We start from the raw sequence: 21650 nt of genomic DNA, 5'->3' as shown, positions 1-21650 counted from the left end.
CTCCACATAAAAGGTCGATATGAATGTCTTTCATTCCACCAATCTAAAACCCTTTACGAATTGAATGGGTTCTCCGGATGTGACCCTCTTCTTCTCATTTGTTCGGAATTATGTTTTATTGACAATTAACGTTATATTCCAAGAAACGCTCTTAAAGGGCTCTGGGTTGCTGATGGTTCTATGATTTTTGAAGGAAAAAGCTTTAGCAACCTAATCCAAGTACAAAGTGGAATTCTCACTATGGAAAAATACAAAATGAACAAAACTACTCTACCCAAGTTAAGAAAGAAGAGCTATAGTATAAACTTGATGTAATTGGATAGGGGATTTTAGTGGACCCTCCCCTATAATTAGTGTGGTAATCTACATAAGGAGACAACCATGTATATTTGGAATATTAACAAACTTGTCAAGGCGTTACAGTCGGGAACAATTTCCGGCAAACAAAAGAAAAGATATCGGATAACTTTTTGGTTACTAGTTGCTCTTACAGTGTTTTCACTCCCCGGAGTTTATAACCCTTCATCTATGAATGGATATGATGTTATTGATCTAATTTTATTTTTTATTATCAATGTGATTGCAATCTATCTTTTAGTCAATATTTATAAAAAGAGAAGGAGGAAAGAATTAGATTTCTTCTTGCCCTTTTTTAGCTTAGTGATTCCACTGTTTTTACGTAACAGCTTATGGACCATTCTTTTAACTATCATTGGCTTAATTTACATTGTCTTATTTGCTCCTTATCATTTACTTGAGGAAACTAATATTATCGATGTAAGCATTAATGCTATAGTCGAAATTGTCATGAATATTATGTTTGTCCATTATTTTAAGAAGATATATAACTAGGAAGCACCTATTTGGGTGCTTTTTTTAATTGACTTCACACTTTCACTTCTTTGCTGACATCTCCATTCATGCCTTATAGGTATCAGATTTCATTCCTATTAATTAAACAAACGGGAATCAAAAATGAAAAAAATTTGTCTCTTATCAGTTTCTTAGTACTAATCTCTTTTTCTCCTAATAAACTTAATAAACTAACTATTTAGGAGGGGTGCAATGTTTAATCAAAAACTGGATAATATTAGGCCGCTTATTTGTAAAATTAATGACGTCACTTACCAAAAGTACCATCTATATAAGAAATCATATGAGCGGGAAGTTTTTGTCATAAAAGATTACGGTGAAGACCGCGGTATTACCAATAAAAGTATTGCATTATTCGAAGCAGTCAAGGATCATTTTGATCGTTTTAAAATTGCTAAAATTACTAAAGAAATTAATAAAGATAATATTTTGCTCGATAGCGATCTCATCCTTATAGACAAAAAAGGAAATGAGCTACACCTTTCTGGTTGTAGTTGCGGGTATGCTGGCACTGATTCACAGGGGACAGTTGAAATTTTGAATAAGGCTGGATTCGAGATAGATAGAAGGTTTGTGTTTTGTTCAAAAGGATTCACTCTTTTTCATCCAAATGAAGAAAAAGAACTTTATGGCGAACGTTTATAAATTATCCGATAACGGCTAATATCTATCACTACCTAATCTCCTCAGCAATATATAAAATGGAAATGTATGAAATAATAAATAAAAAAGCCTTGGGAACTGATAAATCAGTATACCAAGGCTTTAAAGCTATTAATACATTGACATTAATTAAAGATCATTAACGAAACTCGGGATATATCTATGAAGAACAGCAATATCTCGACGAAATTCAGGATATATCCCCGAAAACAGCATTATCTACATTTCACTGTTAATTACAAAACCTGTTATTCCTCAAGCATGCCCTTCACTCGCTCTACTTTGTCTTCCATCCTGCGTTCTTTATCACGACGGTCATCGATTCGGATATTCGTACAAACTCTAGCAAGACCTTTTTCAAAAGGTACTTCGTGCATCGCTTGGATCACCTCAAACAATTTAGGCAGGTCGCCTTCAATGATTGTATTCATGGGTGTCAATTGAAAACGAATTTCCCCCTTCTCTTCATATTGCTTTAATACTCTTTGAATATCTGCCACATAGCTGCTAACACTTGGAGTTTGTGTACCGACAGGAATAACAGTTACATCAACTATTGCCATTCTTATTCACCAATCCTTTATATGTATTTCAATCAAGAAGCATCCACCCTATAGAAGGCAGATGTTTTTTACTATTATAACTCAAACTTCGCACCTGGGAAATTTGAGAGGAGCTTTGAAGTTGGCGATTCGTGAATCAAAGCACTTCTACTGGCAAGTAAAATACTGTAGAATCGGTCAATTAAAAAAGGAAGCGTTGATTTTCCAAACTTTTCCTGATGATTAGGTCATTAGCTGCTTTTTTATACCTCCCTACGAGTAGAACTGGTTGTATTCCAGTTCTACTATTTGGGTATCCAGCTAACAAATCCACCTCTATTAAAATAGAGGTGGATTTGTTTTTAAATCGATTTATTATGCCTTTTCTTTTCATTTATATAATCCTTATAGACTAAAACAGCAATCAAAATAAAACTTAGACTAACAAACCTGAAGATCATCTCTAAACTGATCCATTCTGCTAAAATACCTAATACAAACGCGCTAACTCCAACACCAACGTCAAAACTGGAAAAAAAGGTTGCGTTGGCTGCTCCTCTTTTTTCTTCACTTACCTTTTGAACAGTCCATGTTTGTAAACATGGCATAACCGTGCCATAACCTGCCCCAAATAAAATCGCCGCAACGATAAGTTGAGATTCATTTATCGTATATGACAAGATAACAAGTGAAAAGAATCCTAACACAGCCGCCATAATGATAATAAACCAAGGTCCTTTTTTGTCATACCATTTTCCGGTAAACGGGCGTAGTAAAGTTGAGACAGTTGCATTGATAAGGAAGAATAAAAAAATATGATCTACTTCCCTTTGCTTCCCAAAAAGAACCAAAAATGTGATGATAGCCCCAAAACCTAGTGTTGTAATAACCGTAAGTAACGCTTGAAACCATACGTCTTTTTCAAAAATCATATCTAAAAAGCGAAATGGCTTCTTCTCACGCTCTACAATAGTAGGTGAATAGACAAATTGAAGCGCAAGTACTGCCAATAAGCTCAATACGGCTGATGACCCTATCAATATATCGAAGGAAAAAGAGTCATAGATAAGGATACCTATACTTGGTGCAACGATAGCCCCGACCGTTGTGGATATAGAAAAATACCCTATCCCTTCTCCTAAGCGTGTCTTGGGAATAAAATCCACTACCATTGTACTGTTAGCTGTGGTTGATACCCCCATGCTGCACCATGGAAAAGCCGTAACAATAGAAGAAGCCATATCATATTAAGAAACGGATATGGTATTGTAATGACCATTAAAGCTGCACTTGCACAAATGGCCAGGCTTTTCCTCTCGTTATCCATAGAATAGTAACCTACAAAAGGCCTGATTAAAACAGCACCTACCGTAAATAATGATGTGATTAGACCAACTTGAATGGAAGATGCATTCATCCTTAACAAATGAGCAGGCAAAATAGGAAGCAACATTTCAAGCCCAATAAAAACTAAAAAGTTGCTTATAAATAAAAAAAGAAATGATTTATTAAAGATTCTTTGATTTTTCAAATAATTATTCCTCGCTTCTAAATTATTATTCTAAGTTAGAAGCGTTTGGAACACCGAAACATTTTTCAATTGCCTAAGGTTTTTAGTCAATTGACTCACCTCTCTAAACCCCTTCATATCAGAACCTACCCTTATAAACAAGCAGCTCTATTTTTCAATAACTTTATAGAAAGGAATTAAGGGAGGGACAAGTTAAAATCATTTATGGAATATTTAAAGAACTTGTGATTATTTTGGTTGCGACAGGAAAACCCGACATTTTCTAAATGAGTAAAAAGTTATTTGGAGCAATATGTTTTTTTCTACTGTCAATTAAAGCAATACAGTGAGCCAATCGCTCTACCCCTAGTTTAATTTGACTCTCGTTCACTTGAGAGATGCATAAACGAACGAGATTTTCCTTTTTATATTCTGCTAAAAACATTCTGGAGGCATCATCAACATATATTTGCTGCTCGTTTAGCATATGAACCACCTGTTTTGCTTTCACATTCTCGGGCAAACCGATGGAAAGATAGAATCCGGAATTCGGTTTAGAAAAAGAAGTATTAGCCGGCAGAAATAATTCACATGCTTCTTGAAGGATTTGCATTTTAGTTTGGTATACCTCTTTTACTTTTTTGAGATGACTATTAAACATTCCGCTTTTTAAATAGATTTCTAGCGCACCTTGAGAAAGTGCTGAACTATTAAAATCCGAACTGAATTTATACCGTAAAAAGTTGTTCATCATTAATGCAGGAAGAACGACAGTCCCAATCCTTAACCCTGGGAGAAAAATTTTCGAAAGGCTTTTAATATAAATCACTCTCCCAGAAGGATCAAAAGAAAATAAAGGATCGGATTTTGGATTTGGATCAAGATCTCCTAAAATATCATCCTCCACTATATATACATCGTATTTTTCTGCTAACTCAACGATTTTTTTCTTTTCGCCATTTGTGTAACTATGTCCAAGTGGATTGTGAAATCTCGGGATAATATAGAAAAACTTTATTTCATTATTTCGAAAAATGTATTCCAGTCGATCAAGATCTATTCCTTCCATTGATAACTCGATCCCAAAGGTGGTCGCTTGATGCAGATTGATGGACTCGATGAATCCAAAATAAGTAGGCTGTTCAATTAGTATATTGTTTTTCCCATTTGGAAATGGCATAGAAACTAATAAATGGAGGGCTTGCTGCGAGCCAGAGACAACAACTAATCTTTCTGGTTTAGTGAAGACCTGTAAATTCTCCAAATATTTCACCAACTGTACTCGCAGTGAGTAAAGCCCTTGTTGATCAGAGTATGTAAATAGCTCTTCTTTGTATTGATCAATTGCTTGATTCATACAATGCTGAAATTCAACATAGGGCATAACATTTTTATCTGGACCGGCAGACAAAAAATCAATCACCTCATTTTCTTCCTTCGCTTTTTGATATTCATTCACAACATAGTAGCCGCTTTTAGGAACAGAATAAATTAAATGCTCTTTTTCAAGTTCTGCATATGCTTTAATTACCGTATTTTTGCTACATGAAAAATACTCAGATAATTGACGAACAGAAGGAAGTTTACTGCCTGCAATTAGCGAACCATCTTCTAGTCGAAGCTTAATGTCTTCCATTATAATTATATATTTTGAGTTCATATATTAATCCCCCTCCAACTGTACCAGGACAGATAGGTAAAAAAACGGTTTATTTTTATTGAATGTACTCATAGTATGTTAATTATATCAGAACTGCTTTTACGATAAGTAAAAAATGGTACAGATGTGGTCAAAGTATAAAGATTGGGGTTGGAAAAGATGCTGGGGGAAACAAGAGAAAAATTCGGATTATTTTTGGGATTGGTGGGTGTCATTTGTTTTAGCTTAACACTCCCTTCAACAAGTGTTGCAGTGGAGTATTTTGGGACTACGATCGTTGGTTTAGGAAGAACAGTTGTAGCCGCCATTATAGTAGCGGTGGTACTGATTGTTCGAAAAGAAAAACTACCTTCCCTTCGCCAATTCAAGCGACTACTTATTGTTGCTTTTGGTGCAGTTTTAGGATTTCCTCTCCTCACTTCTTGGGCAATGGAATCCTTGCCTGTTTCTCATGGAGCTGTGGAATTGGCTCTCTTACCGTTATCAACAGCAGGATTTGCCATATTTAGAGCAGGTGAAATCCCATCTCTCAAATTCTGGATTTCAAGTATCATCAGCTCTTTAGCGGTTATTATGTATGCACTTCATCTTGGGTTCGGCCAATTGCAATTAGCCGATTTAGCTTTACTGGCAGCTGTGATCATACTTGGACTTAGTTACGCAGAAGGGGGGGAATTATCTAAAGAGTTGGGTAGCTGGCAAGTGATTGCATGGGCCATTATGATCGGTTTACCATTCTTCATAATTCCAGTTGGGCTGAACCTTACAACTGAAATGCTTCATGCCCCAATACATGCATGGATTAGTTTCATTTATCTTGCAGTCGTTAGTCAATTTCTAGCATATGTTGCTTGGTATAGCGGAATGGCAATGGGAGGGATAGCAAGAGTTAGTCAGATTCAATACTTACAACCATTTTTGATGATTGTATTTGCAACAGTATTTCTAGATGAATCCATCACATTCTTCACCATTGTAATAGCAGTAATTGTTGTCTTTTCTGTAATAATAGGCAAAAATGCTCCAGTATCAAAAAACGAAGCTGTATCAAGGAAAAGCTAACTGCATTTAGAATGAATTTCAATGGATGTAGAAACCGTCAGTCATGAATATGGATTCAAAATAAAAATCAACAATATCGTAGGGAAACTAAGTTATGTCAAAATCATCCATTGTAAGGACAAAAGTTAATCATTGATCAACTGAACGAATTTCGAATACGGATGAGCAACAGATTTCATTATTAATGAAATCAAATTTAAAGAAATAATAGAATGTTACTGCCTAACGGGAGTGTTGATCAAGGATTAACGCTCTTTCTTTTTCAAATTAGGCTTAAATTTCGTATTGTAAAATCCTTATATGTAAAAGCTTTCATATTCATTAGATCTTCCAGATTCCACGACTTAGTTTCAATGGCTTCTTAACCGTTTTCTTTCCTTATCATGGTTCACTTTCACACCACCATAAAAAAGCACCCAAACCAATGGATGCCTTCTCCTTTTATTCATCAATTTTGACTTCTTTCAGTAGATCATTTCTATACGAAATTGCATCTCGTTCAAAAACTTTTTTAAACCTGTTTTCGTACTCTTCACGGGTTATTAGACCTTTTTCTTCCAGTAATTCCACTATAGTTCTAACCCTTACTCTACTCGACACTAATTCGTTTGTCATATTGGACAATAAAATACTGATTTTCTCATCAACATTCATTCTCTCATCCCCTTTGTTTAACTAATTTGACAAAAGGGACCAATTCCCTGCAAAAAAAAGCACCCAAAATAATAGATGCTAATGTTTTTAAATAAGTAAAATAAGAGTGGTGTTTGTTCCTCTTTTACACCCTCATATAAACTATGAGCCATACTATAAAAACCATATTATAGAAACCTTATAAGGACTTCTTAATTGCATCCAATGGTAATAATGCACCTTTTACTCTATGTAAACTCCTTAAATCTTTGCTACATTAAATGAATGAATGCATGTTAACAGCTAAGTTTATGCTATTCTATCGGCTTAACCTTATACCTCAAAACTGTTTTTAATTTTGAAGGTTCGACTTTTCTAAAATCTGAAAGATATATTTCCCTATGTTGTAACGACTTTATTTCAAGATTATTATTTTTAATGAATTCATTCATTACTTTAAAACTTTGAGGTTCATCATCATAAGGACCGACATGAAGCATTTGGACAGATAAACCATCATGATATGTACCGAACTTTACATCATTTAGAAATCGATGTGGTTTCTTTTTTTCTACATGTTCAAATGCTTTGTCCACTATTTCCTTTGTTACAAAATCTGGTTGTCTAATCATGATCGTATATAATAATTCATCTTTATTTAATGTATCTAATTTCTTTCCCTCTTCCGTTAAATCCCAAATCCCTTCTAATGGAAATACGGTATATTCAAAATATCCAGCTGGAGTGTATCCTTGCTTCGGCATCATCCTGACCGCATAAGCCAATGAATAAAGGACACCTATCTTTTCAGCGAATTCGTGCTGATTTGGATTTCCTTTTCCCTTTATCAAAAAAAATTTCTGTTCTGGAATTGATACAAGTTCCGGTTTTTGTTTTGGGATATATAAATTCTTCTCTCGTTTTCTCCATTCGTATTTCATTAGTTTTGGTTCCCTTCTATATATTTTTTCCATTCATCAAGAAATTAAAATACAGTTTCATCTTATTAGTAAAGGACAATGGTTCCTCTAAACATTCATAGTCAACCTTTTTATTACCCGTGCGGAAAAGATCACCATTACGATATCTACCCTTTGTCCTGAAGGTCTTTAAGATTCACTATTGGTTAATATTTCTTTTTTATCACTCATATATCCCCCCCTCTGTTGTTCCAAGATAAGACTTTCCACCTATCTTTCGGAAAAGGATATCACGGTTCTCTATTTCGCTTTTTTGTCCGCTCACACGCTTGAACCTTCCTTTTGTAAGCCTTACCCATTGCCGTCCTCAAAGTTCTTGGGTCGTCCACATGTTTCTGTTCCGCGTCAAATGCCTCACTCAATCAGTTGCCATTAAATGTAACTGAAAATCTCAACTTACCGACAAGGATCCGTACAAAAATTCCATCCACAATTTAATCGATCTTATTGAATAGATTTCACTTATAAAAGCCAGATTATTAAAATATATGAGTGATACAAATGAGGGTCCTACATGAATCAAGCTGGTGTTAATGAAAAATATAAGGTATCGTCATTTTATGTGTTTTTTTTAGTGCATTCCATGCAAACTGGATTAGGCGTATTGAGTTTTCAAAGAGATTTGGCTAAAGCGACGGGAACCGATGGCTGGTTATCCATACTCCTAGCTGGATTGATTGTGCATATATTAATTTGGCTAATCTATAAGATATTTAGTATTGTTCCTGGCGATATAATCTCCACTAATAATCATGCATTCGGTAAATGGATTGGTAGTTTCTTCAGTCTTTTATTTATTCTTTACTTTTTTGTCCTTGGAATGACGATCATAATCGGCTATATAAATGTCATTCATGTTTGGATGTTTGAAGAGGTACCTTCTTGGGCATTTGCTTTGGTTTTCCTTATCTTGATTTATTATATAAATACAGGGGGGTTCCGAACCATTACGGGTATTACCTTCTTAACTGTAATAATTTCATACTGGCTTTTATTTGTACCTTTTTATGGTTTTAAATACTCTGATTTCACCGGTTTTCTTCCTATTTTCCATCATAATTTATTCCAAATAATGAATGGAACTAAAAGTATTTCATTATCCATGCTTGGATTTGAAATGATACTGATGTATTATCCATTCATCAAAAATGCTGAAAGATCGCAAAAGTATGCTCACGGAGGAGTTGTGCTCACTACGTTATTGAGCTTATTACTTTATTTTGTATCGGTAGTCTTTTATTCCCAGAAACAATTGACCCTTACTCTATACCCAACACTAACATTGACCAGCATTATTGAGTTGCCCTTTATTCAACGGTTCGAATACATAACTGTTTCTTGGTGGACCATCATTATCATACCCAATATGGTCATTCCTTTGTGGGCTGCCAGCAGGGGGATCAAGCGCTTATTCAATGTCCAGCAAAAGTATCCCTTATGGGGAATGTCCATAATCATACTGCTTGTGAATATACTTTTTTATGATATCGATTCCTTATATATATTAAATAAAATAATCAATCCCTACAGCGTTTGCTTCATTGTTATTTATTTGCCTCTTCTTTTTGTTTTCATAAGCATTAAAAAATGGCGGACCCGGTTATGAAAAAGTTTGAAATTCCTAGTGATACTGTATTCTGCTGTTCTTATAACGAGCCCACTATCACGAATTGTCCCCATCAGATAAATATCAATTCCTTCACCAAATAAGTTCGGGCTAGGGAAACAAAAGGGGTTCGGAATTAAAAAATCCTGAACCCCTTTTGAAATCCTCTCTGAATTTCTCCTAAAGTTAAGAGATTGGGCTCTTCGAGCCCACTAAGTTAGGCCATTTTTGGACCTCGCCATGTCCTATTTGCCATTCTATTTAATTGATGGCAGCGAAAGTAAGCAACGCCTGCATTGACAATTTTTTAAGTCCCCTTAAAGTAGTCCAACGCATACCATACTTTTCTTTAGCATCTGCAAATACACGCTCAATCGTTTCTTTACGCTTCGCATATATAGGTTTTACAACTTGATGATAACGCAAATGATCTGCTTCTTCCACATGTGTTTGCCAGATATGCCGTGTCACCACTTTTTGACAGTCTTTGCTTTCTGTACACCGAGATAAAAATGAGCATGTTGCACAGATGTGTTTGGGGGATTTATACTCGCGATAGCCCTCTTTATTTGTTGTTGAGTACTTTAATAGCTCGCCTACTGTTTACTATTTTACAAATCGGACTAAAGTTTTTTCACCAATTTCTATTTGGTTAATATCGAAGTTGTATAGTTAGTTCACCATATCGCTTGTCAGCTTCTTCACCAATCCAGCAGCTATATAGTTCGAAAAAATCACCCTCTTCAAGGTAGTTGTTCATAATCTTGCAAAGTTCAGTAAGTTTCACTTTGGATTCTTCACATACTTCTTTGGTCGCCCATTCTTCTGAAATGACGATTCCCCAATCATTAGATATATCGTAAACATATGGTGTGGTGAATTGAAATTTCTGTACGTTAACTCTTTCCTCTTCATCTGAAAAACCCCAACCTATCTTAACTATATCTTCCGATTCTGAATCATAATCTTGAAGAGGTAGTTCAACATTGCAACCGATATAACTGCATAAACTCATTTCAACTGTCTCCTTTATTGTTTAATTAACTCATTCTTGATAAGGGTAACAGCAAGAATTGGGTATATAAATAAAAAGCAACAATATTTACGAAAACTGCCTTTTTTTATGTTAAAAGCAACAATCTATAAAAAAAGAGCCTAAAACAAAAATGACTCTAGGCAAAAGTGTTCTATCTTAAAGGTAAGACAAAGTTGATTGGAACGGAAGGTACGAGACTCCTGCTTAGAAAAGCGCGTCTAGGGGAAGACCCGCAGGCGAAAGCCGAGGAGGCTCCCCGACCGCCCGCGGAGAGCAAGTGCCCTACGTTCCAAGCAACGTCCAAATTGTACAAGCCATAAAAATAGACAAACTCGATTTTCATCGAGTTTGTCTACAGTCTGCAACAAAAAGGTTCTAGAACCTTTTTGTTGTATTTACCTTTTAAATCCACCTTCTGAATGAATCTAACTTGTAATCCAATCTGCTTCATCGCTCATTAAAAGATTTAATAGTTCTTGCAACATTTTAATGCATTAATCGTTATTTGAGAAGGAGTTAACTTTTTCTTGCCTAATAGCTAACTGTTTTTAAAAGTTAGTTGGGCTTATGAACCACAAAGATAGATTTTTAACTATAAAAACTATGACAAAGTTTTTCCTTTTTGCCTACTTGCTAAATTCAGCAAGTAAAATATTTTTAAAAGGATCAGGGCTATTGTTAAGGCTGTTCAAATTGACGGCCAATGTATGCTTGCCTCCAAGTGTGCCACCCGCAAATGTGGAAAACCCTGGAACGCCACCTTTGTGTCCCCATATCGAGACGCCGCTTGGAAGCTTAATTTCAAAGATTCCTAGACCAAAACCAGTTCCTTCTCTTCCTGTGGGAACTGTAGTAAGCATTTGTTTTAGTTGCTGTTCCTTCAGTAATTTGCCACTAAGTAAGTAAGAGAAGAATTTGTTTAAGTCGTCAGCAGTAGAAATCATATCTCCATCCGAGCTACCTGGGTTGGCATAAGTAACGTCTTTTAGCTCACTTGCTCCGTCTGGTTGGAAATATCCACGGGCATGCTTGGTGCCGGGAATAACGCTTGAATTGCCAGGTAGGAATGTATTTGACAGATCAAGCGGTTCAATAATCCGATTTTCAACCTCTTCCGCATAGCTGTTTCCAGTTACTTTTTCAATAAGGATCCCCAGTACTACGTATCCTGTGTTTGAATAAGACCAACCCTTTCCTGGAGCAAAGTCTGGGGGGAGAGAAATCCCCATCTTTACGAATTCTTCAGCCGTATATGATTTTTTTGTATCTATAATATCAAAGTCTTTTGACTTTACGTAGTCAGCGATACCACTTGTATGATTCAGTATCTGCCGGATAGTAATCTGGTTACCATCATATCCGTTTCCTTGAATAACACCAGGCAACCATTTTTCAATACGGTCGTCTAGATTCAAACGGTTCTCTGCAGATAATTGAAGTAGAACTGTTGCAATAAACGTTTTCGTCACACTGCCAATGCGAAAGCGAAAATCAGTTTTCATTGGTTTCTTGGTTCTCAGATCCGCTATCCCAGCGGCATAACCCCAAGTTTTACCGCCCTTGGACATTTTAGCGAGTATTCCCGGGTATCCAAGTTGCAGTGTATCCCGCATTGCTTCCTTGACGGAAGTACGATCTCGTTGAGTACTTGTTTGTAACGAACTAGATACATTTCGTGTGGGTTCTGCTTTTGAGGTTGGTGTTATGTATAACAGGGAACTTCCAGCTATTAAAAGTGCTAGACTTGCACATGTAATTTGACCACGTGTTTTCATAAGGCATTCCTCTCCTCTATTTAAATTGTATAGATGCTTGATAGCTGTGTCATAATAACCACACAGTCATCAACTCTACCAATGACAAAAAGTCAACATTGAATTTGCAATTATCTTACTAATCATTATTCTCACAAACATCATTGTGTCCCAACAAACGGTAAATCCCTCTTTTTCCACAAGCATGTTAACCATAGAATTTACTTCTTTCCTTAAAACACTCTTGTTACTGGTTCATATATAGGTCATACCTATTTCCCCCTTTACTCCTCTATATATTTTTCATATACAATGAAAAACTCTTTTTCCTTACCTATTCCTTACATTCGAAATCGCTTCTATAATAGGGGTGAAGGAGCATCTGTGCCCGAAAGCGCAAAAAAAGAAACGCCCCAAAACAAAAATGAGCTGACTTCTCAAAATAACTAAAAGTAGAGACAGAAAATTTTCATTTAGGGGGTACTTCAAAACCTTATCTTGATGGCGATGTGTTCCTAACCCACATCGCCTTAAATTTGAAAACACTTATTCCATCCACTGACCCTTTAATGGAATAACATGACTGACATTTTTAAACAACTCTATTGACACTCAAAACTACCATCAATACTACACTCCGTTGAGACACATTATTACATATTTATTGATGTAGTTGAGATGGACTCACTTTTTGAATTTGAACAAGTATATCAAACGATTTACCTAATGATATATCAACAGTTTTTGGTATATCAGGGCCTTCCATAGTTATTCCAGCGAAAATTGGATGTTGTTCGTTTAACCAAGTTTTTGTCACACCGTTCGCCTTACGTAAATCAATAAAAAATTGATCTTTTTTGACCTGTCCAAAGACGTAGTTATAACTGTTTGGATCATCTGATTTTAATGTTCCATATGGGCCAAATTCACCGTCAGTATTATAGACATTATATTGCCCTTCGTAAACTGATGTTCCAATGGATACATACCGTTTACCATAATATTCTGCTAAATGCTGCCCAGCTACCTTAGGGTATATAAAAGGAATCATATTTGTTTTCGAAACGTGTCGATTATGTCCCCAAACAATGGTTTTTCCTAAATGTTCTTCAGTCCACTTCGCATTTTCATACATTGCAATATCATGTTTCAAAAAAAGGTCCGATGGTTTATCAGGTGGTGACGCTAACATTGTAGTAAATTGTTCAATAATACGGGCATTTTGTTTTATCCATGCGAACTCTTTGGATTTTCCATTTAGAGAACTTTTATTTTGTTCTAATAAAGCACTGATTTGTTTAGCATCTGAAATATACTTTTCTTTTTCTTTTTGCGAAAGGCTGCCGAAGGTATCCATATCCTTTGTTACAGGTATAAGACCTTTTGTCTTCTCTTCTACTCTAGGCACAAGATCTGAATTGTTTCTTTTTATATATTCTATTATATTATTGTAAACATTCTCGTTTACTGATTGAATATCCATCCCAATGACACGCACTTTAGATTTATGTTTTGGATTAGCATTATATTGCCGAATCCAACTAAGTAGATATAACATTTCCTTCGTCTTAAATGCAGGTGATAGATGCTGGCTTGGGTTTCCCTTACCAGTAAGAACATATCGGTCAAGTTCCAAAGCTCTATCCCATCCCTCTTCTAAAACTAAATTGATAAAGCCCTTTTCAGATACTAAATAATTAACAATGCGGTGTTTCATTGTAAAAACTTCATGAGCCCCATGCGTAGCTTCACCTAAACCTACAATTGAAGCTGAACCTACCATATTCTTAAGTGGTTTTAAATCATTAAGAGATGCAGTTGGATTAGTTGTTTTTAAAGGCTTTGCATGCGCTTCCAACCAATCCGCTATTTGATTTGTATTGTAGGGAGCTGTAACAGGAACTTCTGTTTTCGAAGAATCTGCATAAGTACTTCCCACAAAATTAGCAAGTATTATAGCAGAAGCACTAAGTGCAATAATCACTTTCTTTTTCATAAAAACCTCCTGAATACTTACTTATTGGTTTTTTTACACGACCTAAGGATTTCCGTTTAAACCATTAATTTTCTTATTACTTTTAAGATAATTCTAGTTCCTAAAACTCACTTATTTCTTAATAGATTTTATGATTCTAGTGGTATATTCGCACTTAGTGAGTCTAAATTAACTCTTATTACATAATTGTCTTTACTAAATCACTAACTGTACCGATATCAAATGTGCTTCGGAATCTTAATTCTTTCTCATCTATTACTTTGATTAAATGTTTCCAAGGTTTTTTTAGACTCTTTAACTAACGTTATATCATTACGTGCAAAATCTTTAAAAAACGAAAAATTCCAATTTCTCTTATCGCCATGGTTAACTTGGAAATCGACGTTGAAATTACCTTTCTTTAATTTCATTTTTCCACTGTTACGTATTTTGATAGGAGTTTGCTGTTCCAATGTAACGAACTGATTTTTTTCATGCAGTGCTACTTTTGGGTGAATTTCAAATAACTTGTTTTTTTCTTTTAGAGACTGAGGAATTATCGTTCTTCCTTTTACAGTTATATGATTTTCAGAATTATTAGTCTCAGTCTCAAAATCAATGCCATCTGACAACGAGGGAATTTCCTTTCCTTGGTCGTTGTAAAGCTCTAATCTGACTTGATGATTTTTTTCCTTCGTTTGGTAATGTCACTGTGTATTAATTGCGGTTGATGCTTTCCCTTTAGTCGAATAAAAGTGAACTTTTACGTCTGCAAACAATCCCTCATCCTGGTAACATGTTTAGGGATTGTCTTTTTTATTTCATATTACTTGATATGCGAAGGGGTCGTTTTTTGGATATGAACCATAATGTCGAATTGCTCCTGAAGGGAAACATCATCATCATATTGCGATACGTTAGGATTGATCTGTGCAACGCCATCAAAGAATGGCTGCTTTTCTTTTACCCATTGCTGTGCGGATCCATTCAAATTGCGAAGATCTAACAGGAACTGATCGTAATGAACTTGTCCAAACATATGATTGGAGCTGTTCTCGTTCTTCTGAATGGTATCCGCTGCAATCTTATTTTCACTGAATGATTTATATGCTGTAAATTTGCCTTCCGTGGTGGAGGAGCCAATTGCTACATATTGATTACCTACACGTTCTTTCAGAAACTCCCCGGCGACTTTAGGATACATCTTCTCAGTGATAACACCTTTAGCTATGTGAATATTGTGCCCCCAAACCATCGTTTTGCCGCCAAATTTTTCTTGAGCCCAAACAGCGTGCTCGGCTAGATACTGATCATGCAGCTTCACCATGCTCGGATAGTCAGCCGGAATCCCCATCTTCGTAAAATTCTCTATCACTATAGTCGTTCCTTTCACCCAATCTAGCTCGTGTGAATCAGTCTCATTATTCGACTTCGTTTTGTCTTCAAGTTGTTTGACTACTTTTTGAGCATTAGCCATATGCTTTTCTTTCACTTCAGTAGTCAGCTTCATATATTCCTGTAGATTACCTGCCACCGATGACAACTCGTTGTAGCTTTGCTCGACTTCCGGCAGTAAATCAGGATGATGTTCCTTTACATAGGTGATCACTTTATCGAAGACACTTTGATCCAGCATTTTTAAGTCGAGTCCGATGAATTGGATTTTCTTTTTATTTACAGGATCAGAGTTGTATTTCCGCATCCATTCTACCATAGCGACGATCTCATCAGTTGGGTACAACAGCTTCAAAAACTCCCTAGGGTTGCCTTTTCCCGTTTGGATATACTCGTTCAGCTTTAAACCGTTGCCCCAATCCTCTTCAATCCCAAAATTGGTAAAGCCTAGCTCAGTGACCAAATACTTCACGAGGCGATGCTTCATCATAAAAATCTCCGAGCTTCCGTGAGTAGCCTCCCCTAAACCAACATAATTTGCATTCCCTATCATGTCTTTTAGCGGTTTTAAATCATCCAATGGTTGTTTCGGATTTACCGTCTTCATTCGCTTCGCCTGCAATTCAAGTGATTTTGCAATACTATTTTGAGATGATATTTGAGCTGTCTCAACTGGTTGGGTTGTTCCTATTAGATCCGACTTTTCAGCTGGTCTCGTACTGCAGCCCACAGTTAGAATCGCTGCACTTTGCATTAAGGCAACTCCACCGTAAATCATTTTCCTTCTTTTGTTCATGGTATTCACCTCATGGATTTTTTTGAAGTACGACTTTCTGCATACAAGCATATTGGGTCGTCATCAGTAATCCAATTGTCACTCACTCACTATCATTTAAGCTAGTTACAAATCTTCACTATTTCATGTGACATGCACTGCTCGCTAACGTATTGATCAGCGCCAACATGTCACAAAGAAAAGATGACATGTTGTCACTGGTGGAGATGACAGCTGTGCGGTTAGTATGAAGCAGTAGGCAACCGCACCAACCTATTTTTTAAAGAGGAGCTGATTCACCTATAGAAAACCGTAGTCAAATCATTAACAACTTCAGAACAGTGTTTCCGTCTATGGCGTTTACTTTCTTTGCTGAGGTTGAGCAGGTTGGATATATTCCGAAAATGTCACATAACATTTTTACACTGGTGCGGCTGACGGAAGACAAGCCAAACCATACAATACCGCTAATACACGGAGAGGAGCGATGAACCTTATGAAATCAGGTTTCATCCAAAATGGTTATTTTTTATTATTAACTTTCGTTACAGGCTTGTTTTACTTTTGCTTTTATATGGTAGCTCTGTCGTTCAGTTTAAGTCTTTCATTTATAGTAATCGGCATTCCACTATTTACACGGGTATTGCGAACTACGACAACCTTCATCCAATTTGAACGTACACAGACGAAAATTTATACAGATATTACGACAGCACCTTACGACAAAAAAATAACAACGGATGCATCGATTTGGGTTCATGCCAAATTAGAACTTACGGATCGTCGCAATTGGCTCGCCGTCTTTTGGTTAATGCAGAAGTTGGTGATCGGACTCGTCAGTCTCGTCAGTGTAGCCGTTCTCTATTTAACACCGCTTGCATTCCTGTTGGCACCAATTTTGTATCGATACATCGATATGAATGTCATTTTCATGCAAGTAGATACTTTTGCAAAATCACTCCTTATCATGGTTCTGGGGGCGGTGCTTGCTGCAATAAGCGTCAGGTTGGGTGACCGGTTGGCGAAAACATTCGGAGGTTATACGCGAACCATGATTCAACAGCTAGATCGATAGCTATTTTTTTCCGACCTTTGTGCAGGTGACATAGTGTAAACAGCCAATTACACTGCACAAAGGTTTGGTTTATAATACTAGTAAGAAAGAAACAAACAAACAGTAGCTGCTTAGGGGTTGAAAGAATTGTTGGAAATGGTCAAAAAATGGTTTTGGTATGATTGGATTATGCTTGGGCTCCGCCTTATTACTAGCGTTTCGCTCATTCTCACGACGATCAGATTTCAGGAAGGTCTAGCGCTGCCTTTATGGATCGTTATTTTTTGGGAGATTGCCGCTTTATCCATTCCCTGGGTTTGCTTGCAGCTCAACTACAAATATTATTTATTCACAGAGATACTGCTCTTTGGCGGGCTATGCGTACATTTAACCTCGTTGTTTCCGGAAGCTTTCCCTTCATTTCTTGTATCAGTCTTTCTGATCGCAGCGAATAGCGCTCGTCTGTCTTATCATTGGACGGCACCGGCAACAGTCTTGGTAATACCCGGAATTTTTTATGTTGTTTCGCCAAATAACAGCTATTGGTTCATGGTAATCTACTACGGACTTGCTTATGTGATGGGATTCGCCTATCATTTATTGACCGTCAACCATCGGCAAAATGAAACCATTCGCAAACAAAACGCGGTGCTTGAGCAATATATGTCCCAAATCGAGCGTATTACGCTGGCAGAAGAGCGAAACAGGCTGTCGAGTGAGCTTCACGATACTGTCGGTCATGCTTATACTTCCATCATCATGGGAATGGAAGCGTTACGCTCCGAGCTTGCTACTGAAAAGGGTATAAAGAGGCTGGATTCCTTGCTTGAGTTGGGCCGCAAAAGTATAGAGGAAGTGAGGAGCTACTTGCATCAAATTGAGTCCCCACAGCAGTCGCTTTCCTTGGTCCAATCTCTGCAAAAGCTTGGAAATGAATTTCAGGAGCATGCCCGGGTCGAGGTAAGCTTTCGTGCTTTCGGAGAGGAGTCCCGACTGTCCCGACAAGCGAAAATGGCGTTCATTCGCTGCTTGCAGGAGTCGCTTACGAATGCGGTTCGTCACGGTCAGGCGACGGATATCACCGTTTCTTTGAAATTTGGGCACCAAGATACAAGATTGGAGGTGCATGACAACGGAAGAGGGATGGAAGAATGGCAGGAGGGCTTCGGCATGAACGCGATGAAGGAGCGGGCCATGAATTTGCAAGGTCAAGTGTTCGTCTATACGAAACCAGGGGCCGGTACGCTTGTCACCTGTACGTTGCCGCGACAAGCTGAAATGGAGAACGACCTTATTCAGCTGTTGATCGTCGACGACCAACCTTTTATTCGGGAAAGTCTGCAGGTGCTGCTCGACAAGTACCAAGACTTGAAAGTAGTCGGCTCGGCAGAGGATGGCGAACAAGCCGTCGACCTGTGCGGAAGCCTCCAGCCTCACGTAGTGCTAATGGATTTGGATATGCCACGCATGAATGGATCAGAGGCAACCAAAATGATCAAGCAGCAATGGCCGCATATTCGTGTATTGATTTTCACGACGTTTCAGGATGCGGAGCAAGCGTTGGACTTACTGCGCAGTGGTGCGGACGGCTTCCTGCTAAAATCAGCCGAACCGATAGAGCTGGCCGATACCATCCGGCTTATTCACAGAGGAGGCACATTAATCGATCGAGGGGTGTCCCATAAAATATTCAAGAACCTCGATAAGAGCGTCAAATCTACGCAATTGAAAGCCACCAACGACTATGATCTGACTAACAGGGAAATAGAAATATTGCAGCTTGTTGCCAAAGGGCTCCGGTACAAGACGATAGCGTCCAAGCTGTATTTGTCGGACGGCACGGTCAGAAACTACGCCTCCTCGGCCTATATTAAGCTAGGAGTACACAACAAGGAGGAAGCCGTCCAGAAAGCATTGGAGATCGGAATCATCGTTAGCTAGAATTCGAAGGACAAAACTGAAAGAACAGGCAACTGATTATGAGAGAGCCAAACAAACGCGTCAAACCACTTAAGTCGTACGCATCATAAAATTCAATTCATAGAATAAGGGTTCTGCGAAGTAAGGGGCTGTACCAAAGGGTCACGTTAAATAGACCTTTTGGGACAGCCCCTTCATCATGAATGGAATGTAATAAAAATATGGGATAAATAGAACTTTGTGAAGGCGACTTTATTGAATTTCAGACGTTATGGGTGCTTCGGCTCGAACATGCTTAACGCAATTGCCGTAGGTGAAGAAGATCCCGAAAACTAGCAAACTTTGCTCGATGCCCAAGGAAAAAGAAAAATGATGAACTAAAACTCTCCCTTAAAGGTTATATCAATTCAAAATCCTAATAAGATTATATATTGCCTGCCATCAGGGTTCACCTCATATTCTGTTTACTCCTTATTCTTTAGCTAAACTCAATAGTTATGACTTAGTAAACTAGCCTGCCCCTTAGTTCCATAAGGGGACCGCCAGCGAAACGCGGATTTATAACGTTAAGGATATTCCAGCATTAAAAATCCCAATCTCTCAGTGATATAATGAGAAATTGGGAACAATTGCACCCGATAGCGTAAGAACCGACTTAGGCTCAAATGAGTTGGTTATCTTTTTTTCATCATTTTATTTAAAATATCATAAACCAATGGGAAAGTAATAAAACCATCATCTTCTAGAAAATGACCTCCCTTTTCAACAGGATAAAATGATGTATCCAATTGTTTCGATAAATTTTGACTTAATTGAAGAGGAACAATATAGTCATCTTTTGCAGAAATAACAGAACGTGAATTAGTTGCAGAAATAATTTTTTTATAATCCACTTTTTTAACTGTAAAAGGATTTAGCGAAGGGAATGATGATAATGGTTCAGAAAAGCCAGAAACCAGAATAAAACCTCCAAAGCTTGGTAAAGGGTCTAATTGTTCTAAATATTTCAATAGTGTGATAGACCCTAAGCTATGTGTTACAAAATAGGTGTTGTTATCTATATTTTTTATATTATTAGCTAATGTTTCCAACCATTCTTCTTTCTTCGGGTCAGATGAATTTGGCATACTAAGAACCGAAACTTCACTATCATCTGCTATCAATTGTCCTTTTAACCATGGAAACCAGTGATTGGCTGGTGAAGCCCCGTATCCGTGGATAATATATACTTGTTTTCCCATTACTATTCTCCTTTCTTTTTATAGGTGTAAAAACAGTATACGTAATAAGGTTATCTTTTTGCGAAAGAATAGCCTTATTCGGCATTAGTCAACGGTATCAGGCCGAAGGGAGCATAATGAAGATAAATGCCCGTTTGTTAAATAAAAAAAGCTGCATAAACAGCTCAGTGATCTTCAAGGAAAGCGCCCATTAACGGAATAGTGTATGGAAAAACTCAAAAAGTTTTCATTTCTCTCAATATTATTATAAATATCAACAATAAGAGGAAATACTTTTACCTTTTTAATAGAACCCGCCCAATTTCGATTTAGCCCCGATAGTATAAATAGCCCTTCTTTGTTTGCAAGTGGGGCAAAAACATTATTAGAGGATCCAACATTATTTTTCTTTTGCAATTCTGAAGCTTGTTTTACATCTTACACAGGTAGTCCGATTTCACTTATACTTTTAATATCTTTAATTAAAATCCCCATGCTCGATTTCGGGAATAGCGTGGCGAGCAATAAACTCAACAACAATACCCAAAGGGTCATAAAAGAAAATTGTAAAGCTTGCTCTATTTTATTTTTTAGTGATATTAAATACGAAATGGTAGTAACGGAACTCGTACTCGCTTAATTGATTAATGTAAGTTTCGACGTGCCAGCTTTAAAGGAAATCTCTTCGTTGTTCTCTTGTATAATTGCTAATTCCAATACATCGACATAAAAATCGCTAATTCCATCTAATGAATTTGTGTACAGTATTACTTCCTTTATTTTCATGTGAATTCCCCACATTTCGGTTTAATTGACATCCTAATTACGCAATAATTCCCACAAGGTAAAACCTGGATAAATAATATTTATGTAAAATACCCCTTTATTACTGCCTAGTCAGTACAAACCTTCACATGCTCATCTATATTATCACAAGAGTATCCAATTCAGCTTAGATGTGAACTTTATGAAACTATCCTGCCCCTTTCGTA

General features: G+C 37.0%; 15 protein-coding genes and 3 pseudogenes. 6 read left to right on the top strand and 12 right to left on the bottom strand.

The window, feature by feature from the left end; translation table 11 throughout:
* Positions 1-381 precede the first annotated feature (381 nt).
* Entirely contained in the window at positions 382-852 is a 471-nt protein-coding gene (locus J7I96_RS24360) for a hypothetical protein (protein ID WP_214768425.1), read from the top strand.
* 213 nt (positions 853-1065) lie between these two features.
* Positions 1066-1518: a hypothetical protein gene (locus J7I96_RS24355; protein WP_214926362.1), complete on the top strand. Its 453-nt coding sequence runs from the start codon at positions 1066-1068 to the stop codon at positions 1516-1518.
* Between the two features lie 266 nt (positions 1519-1784).
* Here the strand turns inward: J7I96_RS24355 and J7I96_RS24350 are convergent, their stop codons facing one another.
* The 3 genes and pseudogenes from J7I96_RS24350 to J7I96_RS24340 form a co-directional block, all read right to left on the bottom strand.
* The gene (locus J7I96_RS24350) at positions 1785-2099 is read right to left on the bottom strand and encodes an MTH1187 family thiamine-binding protein (RefSeq protein ID WP_057276246.1); all 315 of its coding nucleotides are present in this window, start codon (positions 2097-2099) and stop codon (positions 1785-1787) included.
* 341 nt (positions 2100-2440) lie between these two features.
* Positions 2441-3609: pseudogene (locus J7I96_RS24345) on the bottom strand (MFS transporter).
* A gap of 262 nt (positions 3610-3871) precedes the next feature.
* Complete coding sequence (locus J7I96_RS24340) at positions 3872-5248, bottom strand: aminotransferase-like domain-containing protein (RefSeq protein ID WP_215048128.1); 1377 nt, start codon at positions 5246-5248, stop codon at positions 3872-3874.
* Between the two features lie 159 nt (positions 5249-5407).
* Between J7I96_RS24340 and J7I96_RS24335 the strand changes: the two genes are divergently transcribed.
* Positions 5408-6310 (top strand): DMT family transporter, encoded by a 903-nt coding sequence (locus J7I96_RS24335; protein WP_215048126.1) that lies wholly within the window; start codon positions 5408-5410, stop codon positions 6308-6310.
* Positions 6311-6751: 441 nt separating this feature from the next.
* Here J7I96_RS24335 and J7I96_RS24330 read toward each other — a convergent pair whose 3' ends face one another.
* Together J7I96_RS24330 and J7I96_RS24325 are read right to left on the bottom strand one after the other, a co-directional pair.
* Entirely contained in the window at positions 6752-6964 is a 213-nt protein-coding gene (locus tag J7I96_RS24330) for a hypothetical protein (protein ID WP_214926417.1), read from the bottom strand.
* 293 nt (positions 6965-7257) lie between these two features.
* Complete coding sequence (locus J7I96_RS24325; protein WP_251029236.1) at positions 7258-7917, bottom strand: GyrI-like domain-containing protein; 660 nt, start codon at positions 7915-7917, stop codon at positions 7258-7260.
* A gap of 520 nt (positions 7918-8437) precedes the next feature.
* On the opposite strand from J7I96_RS24325, the gene J7I96_RS24320 reads away from it, so the two are divergent.
* Entirely contained in the window at positions 8438-9529 is a 1092-nt protein-coding gene (locus tag J7I96_RS24320; RefSeq protein WP_215048124.1) for a GerAB/ArcD/ProY family transporter, read from the top strand.
* Between the two features lie 217 nt (positions 9530-9746).
* On the opposite strand, the pseudogene J7I96_RS24315 reads toward J7I96_RS24320, so the two are convergent.
* From J7I96_RS24315 to J7I96_RS24290, 6 genes and pseudogenes are all read right to left on the bottom strand, one after another.
* A pseudogene (locus tag J7I96_RS24315) lies at positions 9747-10126 on the bottom strand (transposase); the annotation flags it as partial.
* A gap of 9 nt (positions 10127-10135) precedes the next feature.
* Positions 10136-10544, bottom strand: a pseudogene (locus tag J7I96_RS24310) (hypothetical protein).
* Positions 10545-11191: 647 nt separating this feature from the next.
* The gene (locus J7I96_RS24305; protein ID WP_214926246.1) at positions 11192-12340 is read right to left on the bottom strand and encodes a serine hydrolase domain-containing protein; all 1149 of its coding nucleotides are present in this window, start codon (positions 12338-12340) and stop codon (positions 11192-11194) included.
* A gap of 640 nt (positions 12341-12980) precedes the next feature.
* Entirely contained in the window at positions 12981-14315 is a 1335-nt protein-coding gene (locus J7I96_RS24300; protein WP_214926243.1) for an erythromycin esterase family protein, read from the bottom strand.
* Positions 14316-14563: 248 nt separating this feature from the next.
* Complete coding sequence (locus J7I96_RS24295) at positions 14564-14926, bottom strand: hypothetical protein (RefSeq protein ID WP_214926240.1); 363 nt, start codon at positions 14924-14926, stop codon at positions 14564-14566.
* Positions 14927-15120: 194 nt separating this feature from the next.
* Positions 15121-16485 (bottom strand): erythromycin esterase family protein, encoded by a 1365-nt coding sequence (locus tag J7I96_RS24290; protein WP_251029235.1) that lies wholly within the window; start codon positions 16483-16485, stop codon positions 15121-15123.
* 475 nt (positions 16486-16960) lie between these two features.
* On the opposite strand from J7I96_RS24290, the gene J7I96_RS24285 reads away from it, so the two are divergent.
* Positions 16961-17539 (top strand): sensor domain-containing protein, encoded by a 579-nt coding sequence (locus J7I96_RS24285; protein ID WP_214926237.1) that lies wholly within the window; start codon positions 16961-16963, stop codon positions 17537-17539.
* 126 nt (positions 17540-17665) lie between these two features.
* Positions 17666-19459: a helix-turn-helix transcriptional regulator gene (locus J7I96_RS24280; RefSeq protein ID WP_214926235.1), complete on the top strand. Its 1794-nt coding sequence runs from the start codon at positions 17666-17668 to the stop codon at positions 19457-19459.
* 653 nt (positions 19460-20112) lie between these two features.
* On the opposite strand, the gene J7I96_RS24275 is transcribed toward J7I96_RS24280, so the two are convergent.
* On the bottom strand, positions 20113-20679 hold the full coding sequence (locus J7I96_RS24275) for an RBBP9/YdeN family alpha/beta hydrolase (RefSeq protein WP_214926231.1): 567 nt from the start codon (positions 20677-20679) through the stop codon (positions 20113-20115).
* Positions 20680-21650 lie beyond the last annotated feature (971 nt).

This window comes from Bacillus sp. ISL-78 (assembly GCF_018613455.1).
Classification (GTDB): domain Bacteria; phylum Bacillota; class Bacilli; order Bacillales; family DSM-1321; genus Peribacillus; species Peribacillus frigoritolerans.
Note: the sequence above shows the minus strand (reverse complement) of the source record. Positions and strands in the feature narration are given on the sequence as shown.

Coding starts and splice junctions, on each gene's coding strand:
- J7I96_RS24360 (WP_214768425.1), top strand. CDS start 382: ATGTATATTTGGAATATTAACAAACTTGTCAAGGCGTTACAGTCGGGA.
- J7I96_RS24320 (WP_215048124.1), top strand. CDS start 8,438: ATGAATCAAGCTGGTGTTAATGAAAAATATAAGGTATCGTCATTTTAT.
- J7I96_RS24325 (WP_251029236.1), bottom strand. CDS start 7,917: ATGGAAAAAATATATAGAAGGGAACCAAAACTAATGAAATACGAATGG.
- J7I96_RS24305 (WP_214926246.1), bottom strand. CDS start 12,340: ATGAAAACACGTGGTCAAATTACATGTGCAAGTCTAGCACTTTTAATA.
- J7I96_RS24340 (WP_215048128.1), bottom strand. CDS start 5,248: ATGAACTCAAAATATATAATTATAATGGAAGACATTAAGCTTCGACTA.
- J7I96_RS24330 (WP_214926417.1), bottom strand. CDS start 6,964: ATGAATGTTGATGAGAAAATCAGTATTTTATTGTCCAATATGACAAAC.
- J7I96_RS24275 (WP_214926231.1), bottom strand. CDS start 20,679: ATGGGAAAACAAGTATATATTATCCACGGATACGGGGCTTCACCAGCC.
- J7I96_RS24300 (WP_214926243.1), bottom strand. CDS start 14,315: ATGAAAAAGAAAGTGATTATTGCACTTAGTGCTTCTGCTATAATACTT.
- J7I96_RS24355 (WP_214926362.1), top strand. CDS start 1,066: ATGTTTAATCAAAAACTGGATAATATTAGGCCGCTTATTTGTAAAATT.
- J7I96_RS24290 (WP_251029235.1), bottom strand. CDS start 16,485: ATGAACAAAAGAAGGAAAATGATTTACGGTGGAGTTGCCTTAATGCAA.
- J7I96_RS24335 (WP_215048126.1), top strand. CDS start 5,408: ATGCTGGGGGAAACAAGAGAAAAATTCGGATTATTTTTGGGATTGGTG.
- J7I96_RS24350 (WP_057276246.1), bottom strand. CDS start 2,099: ATGGCAATAGTTGATGTAACTGTTATTCCTGTCGGTACACAAACTCCA.
- J7I96_RS24285 (WP_214926237.1), top strand. CDS start 16,961: ATGAAATCAGGTTTCATCCAAAATGGTTATTTTTTATTATTAACTTTC.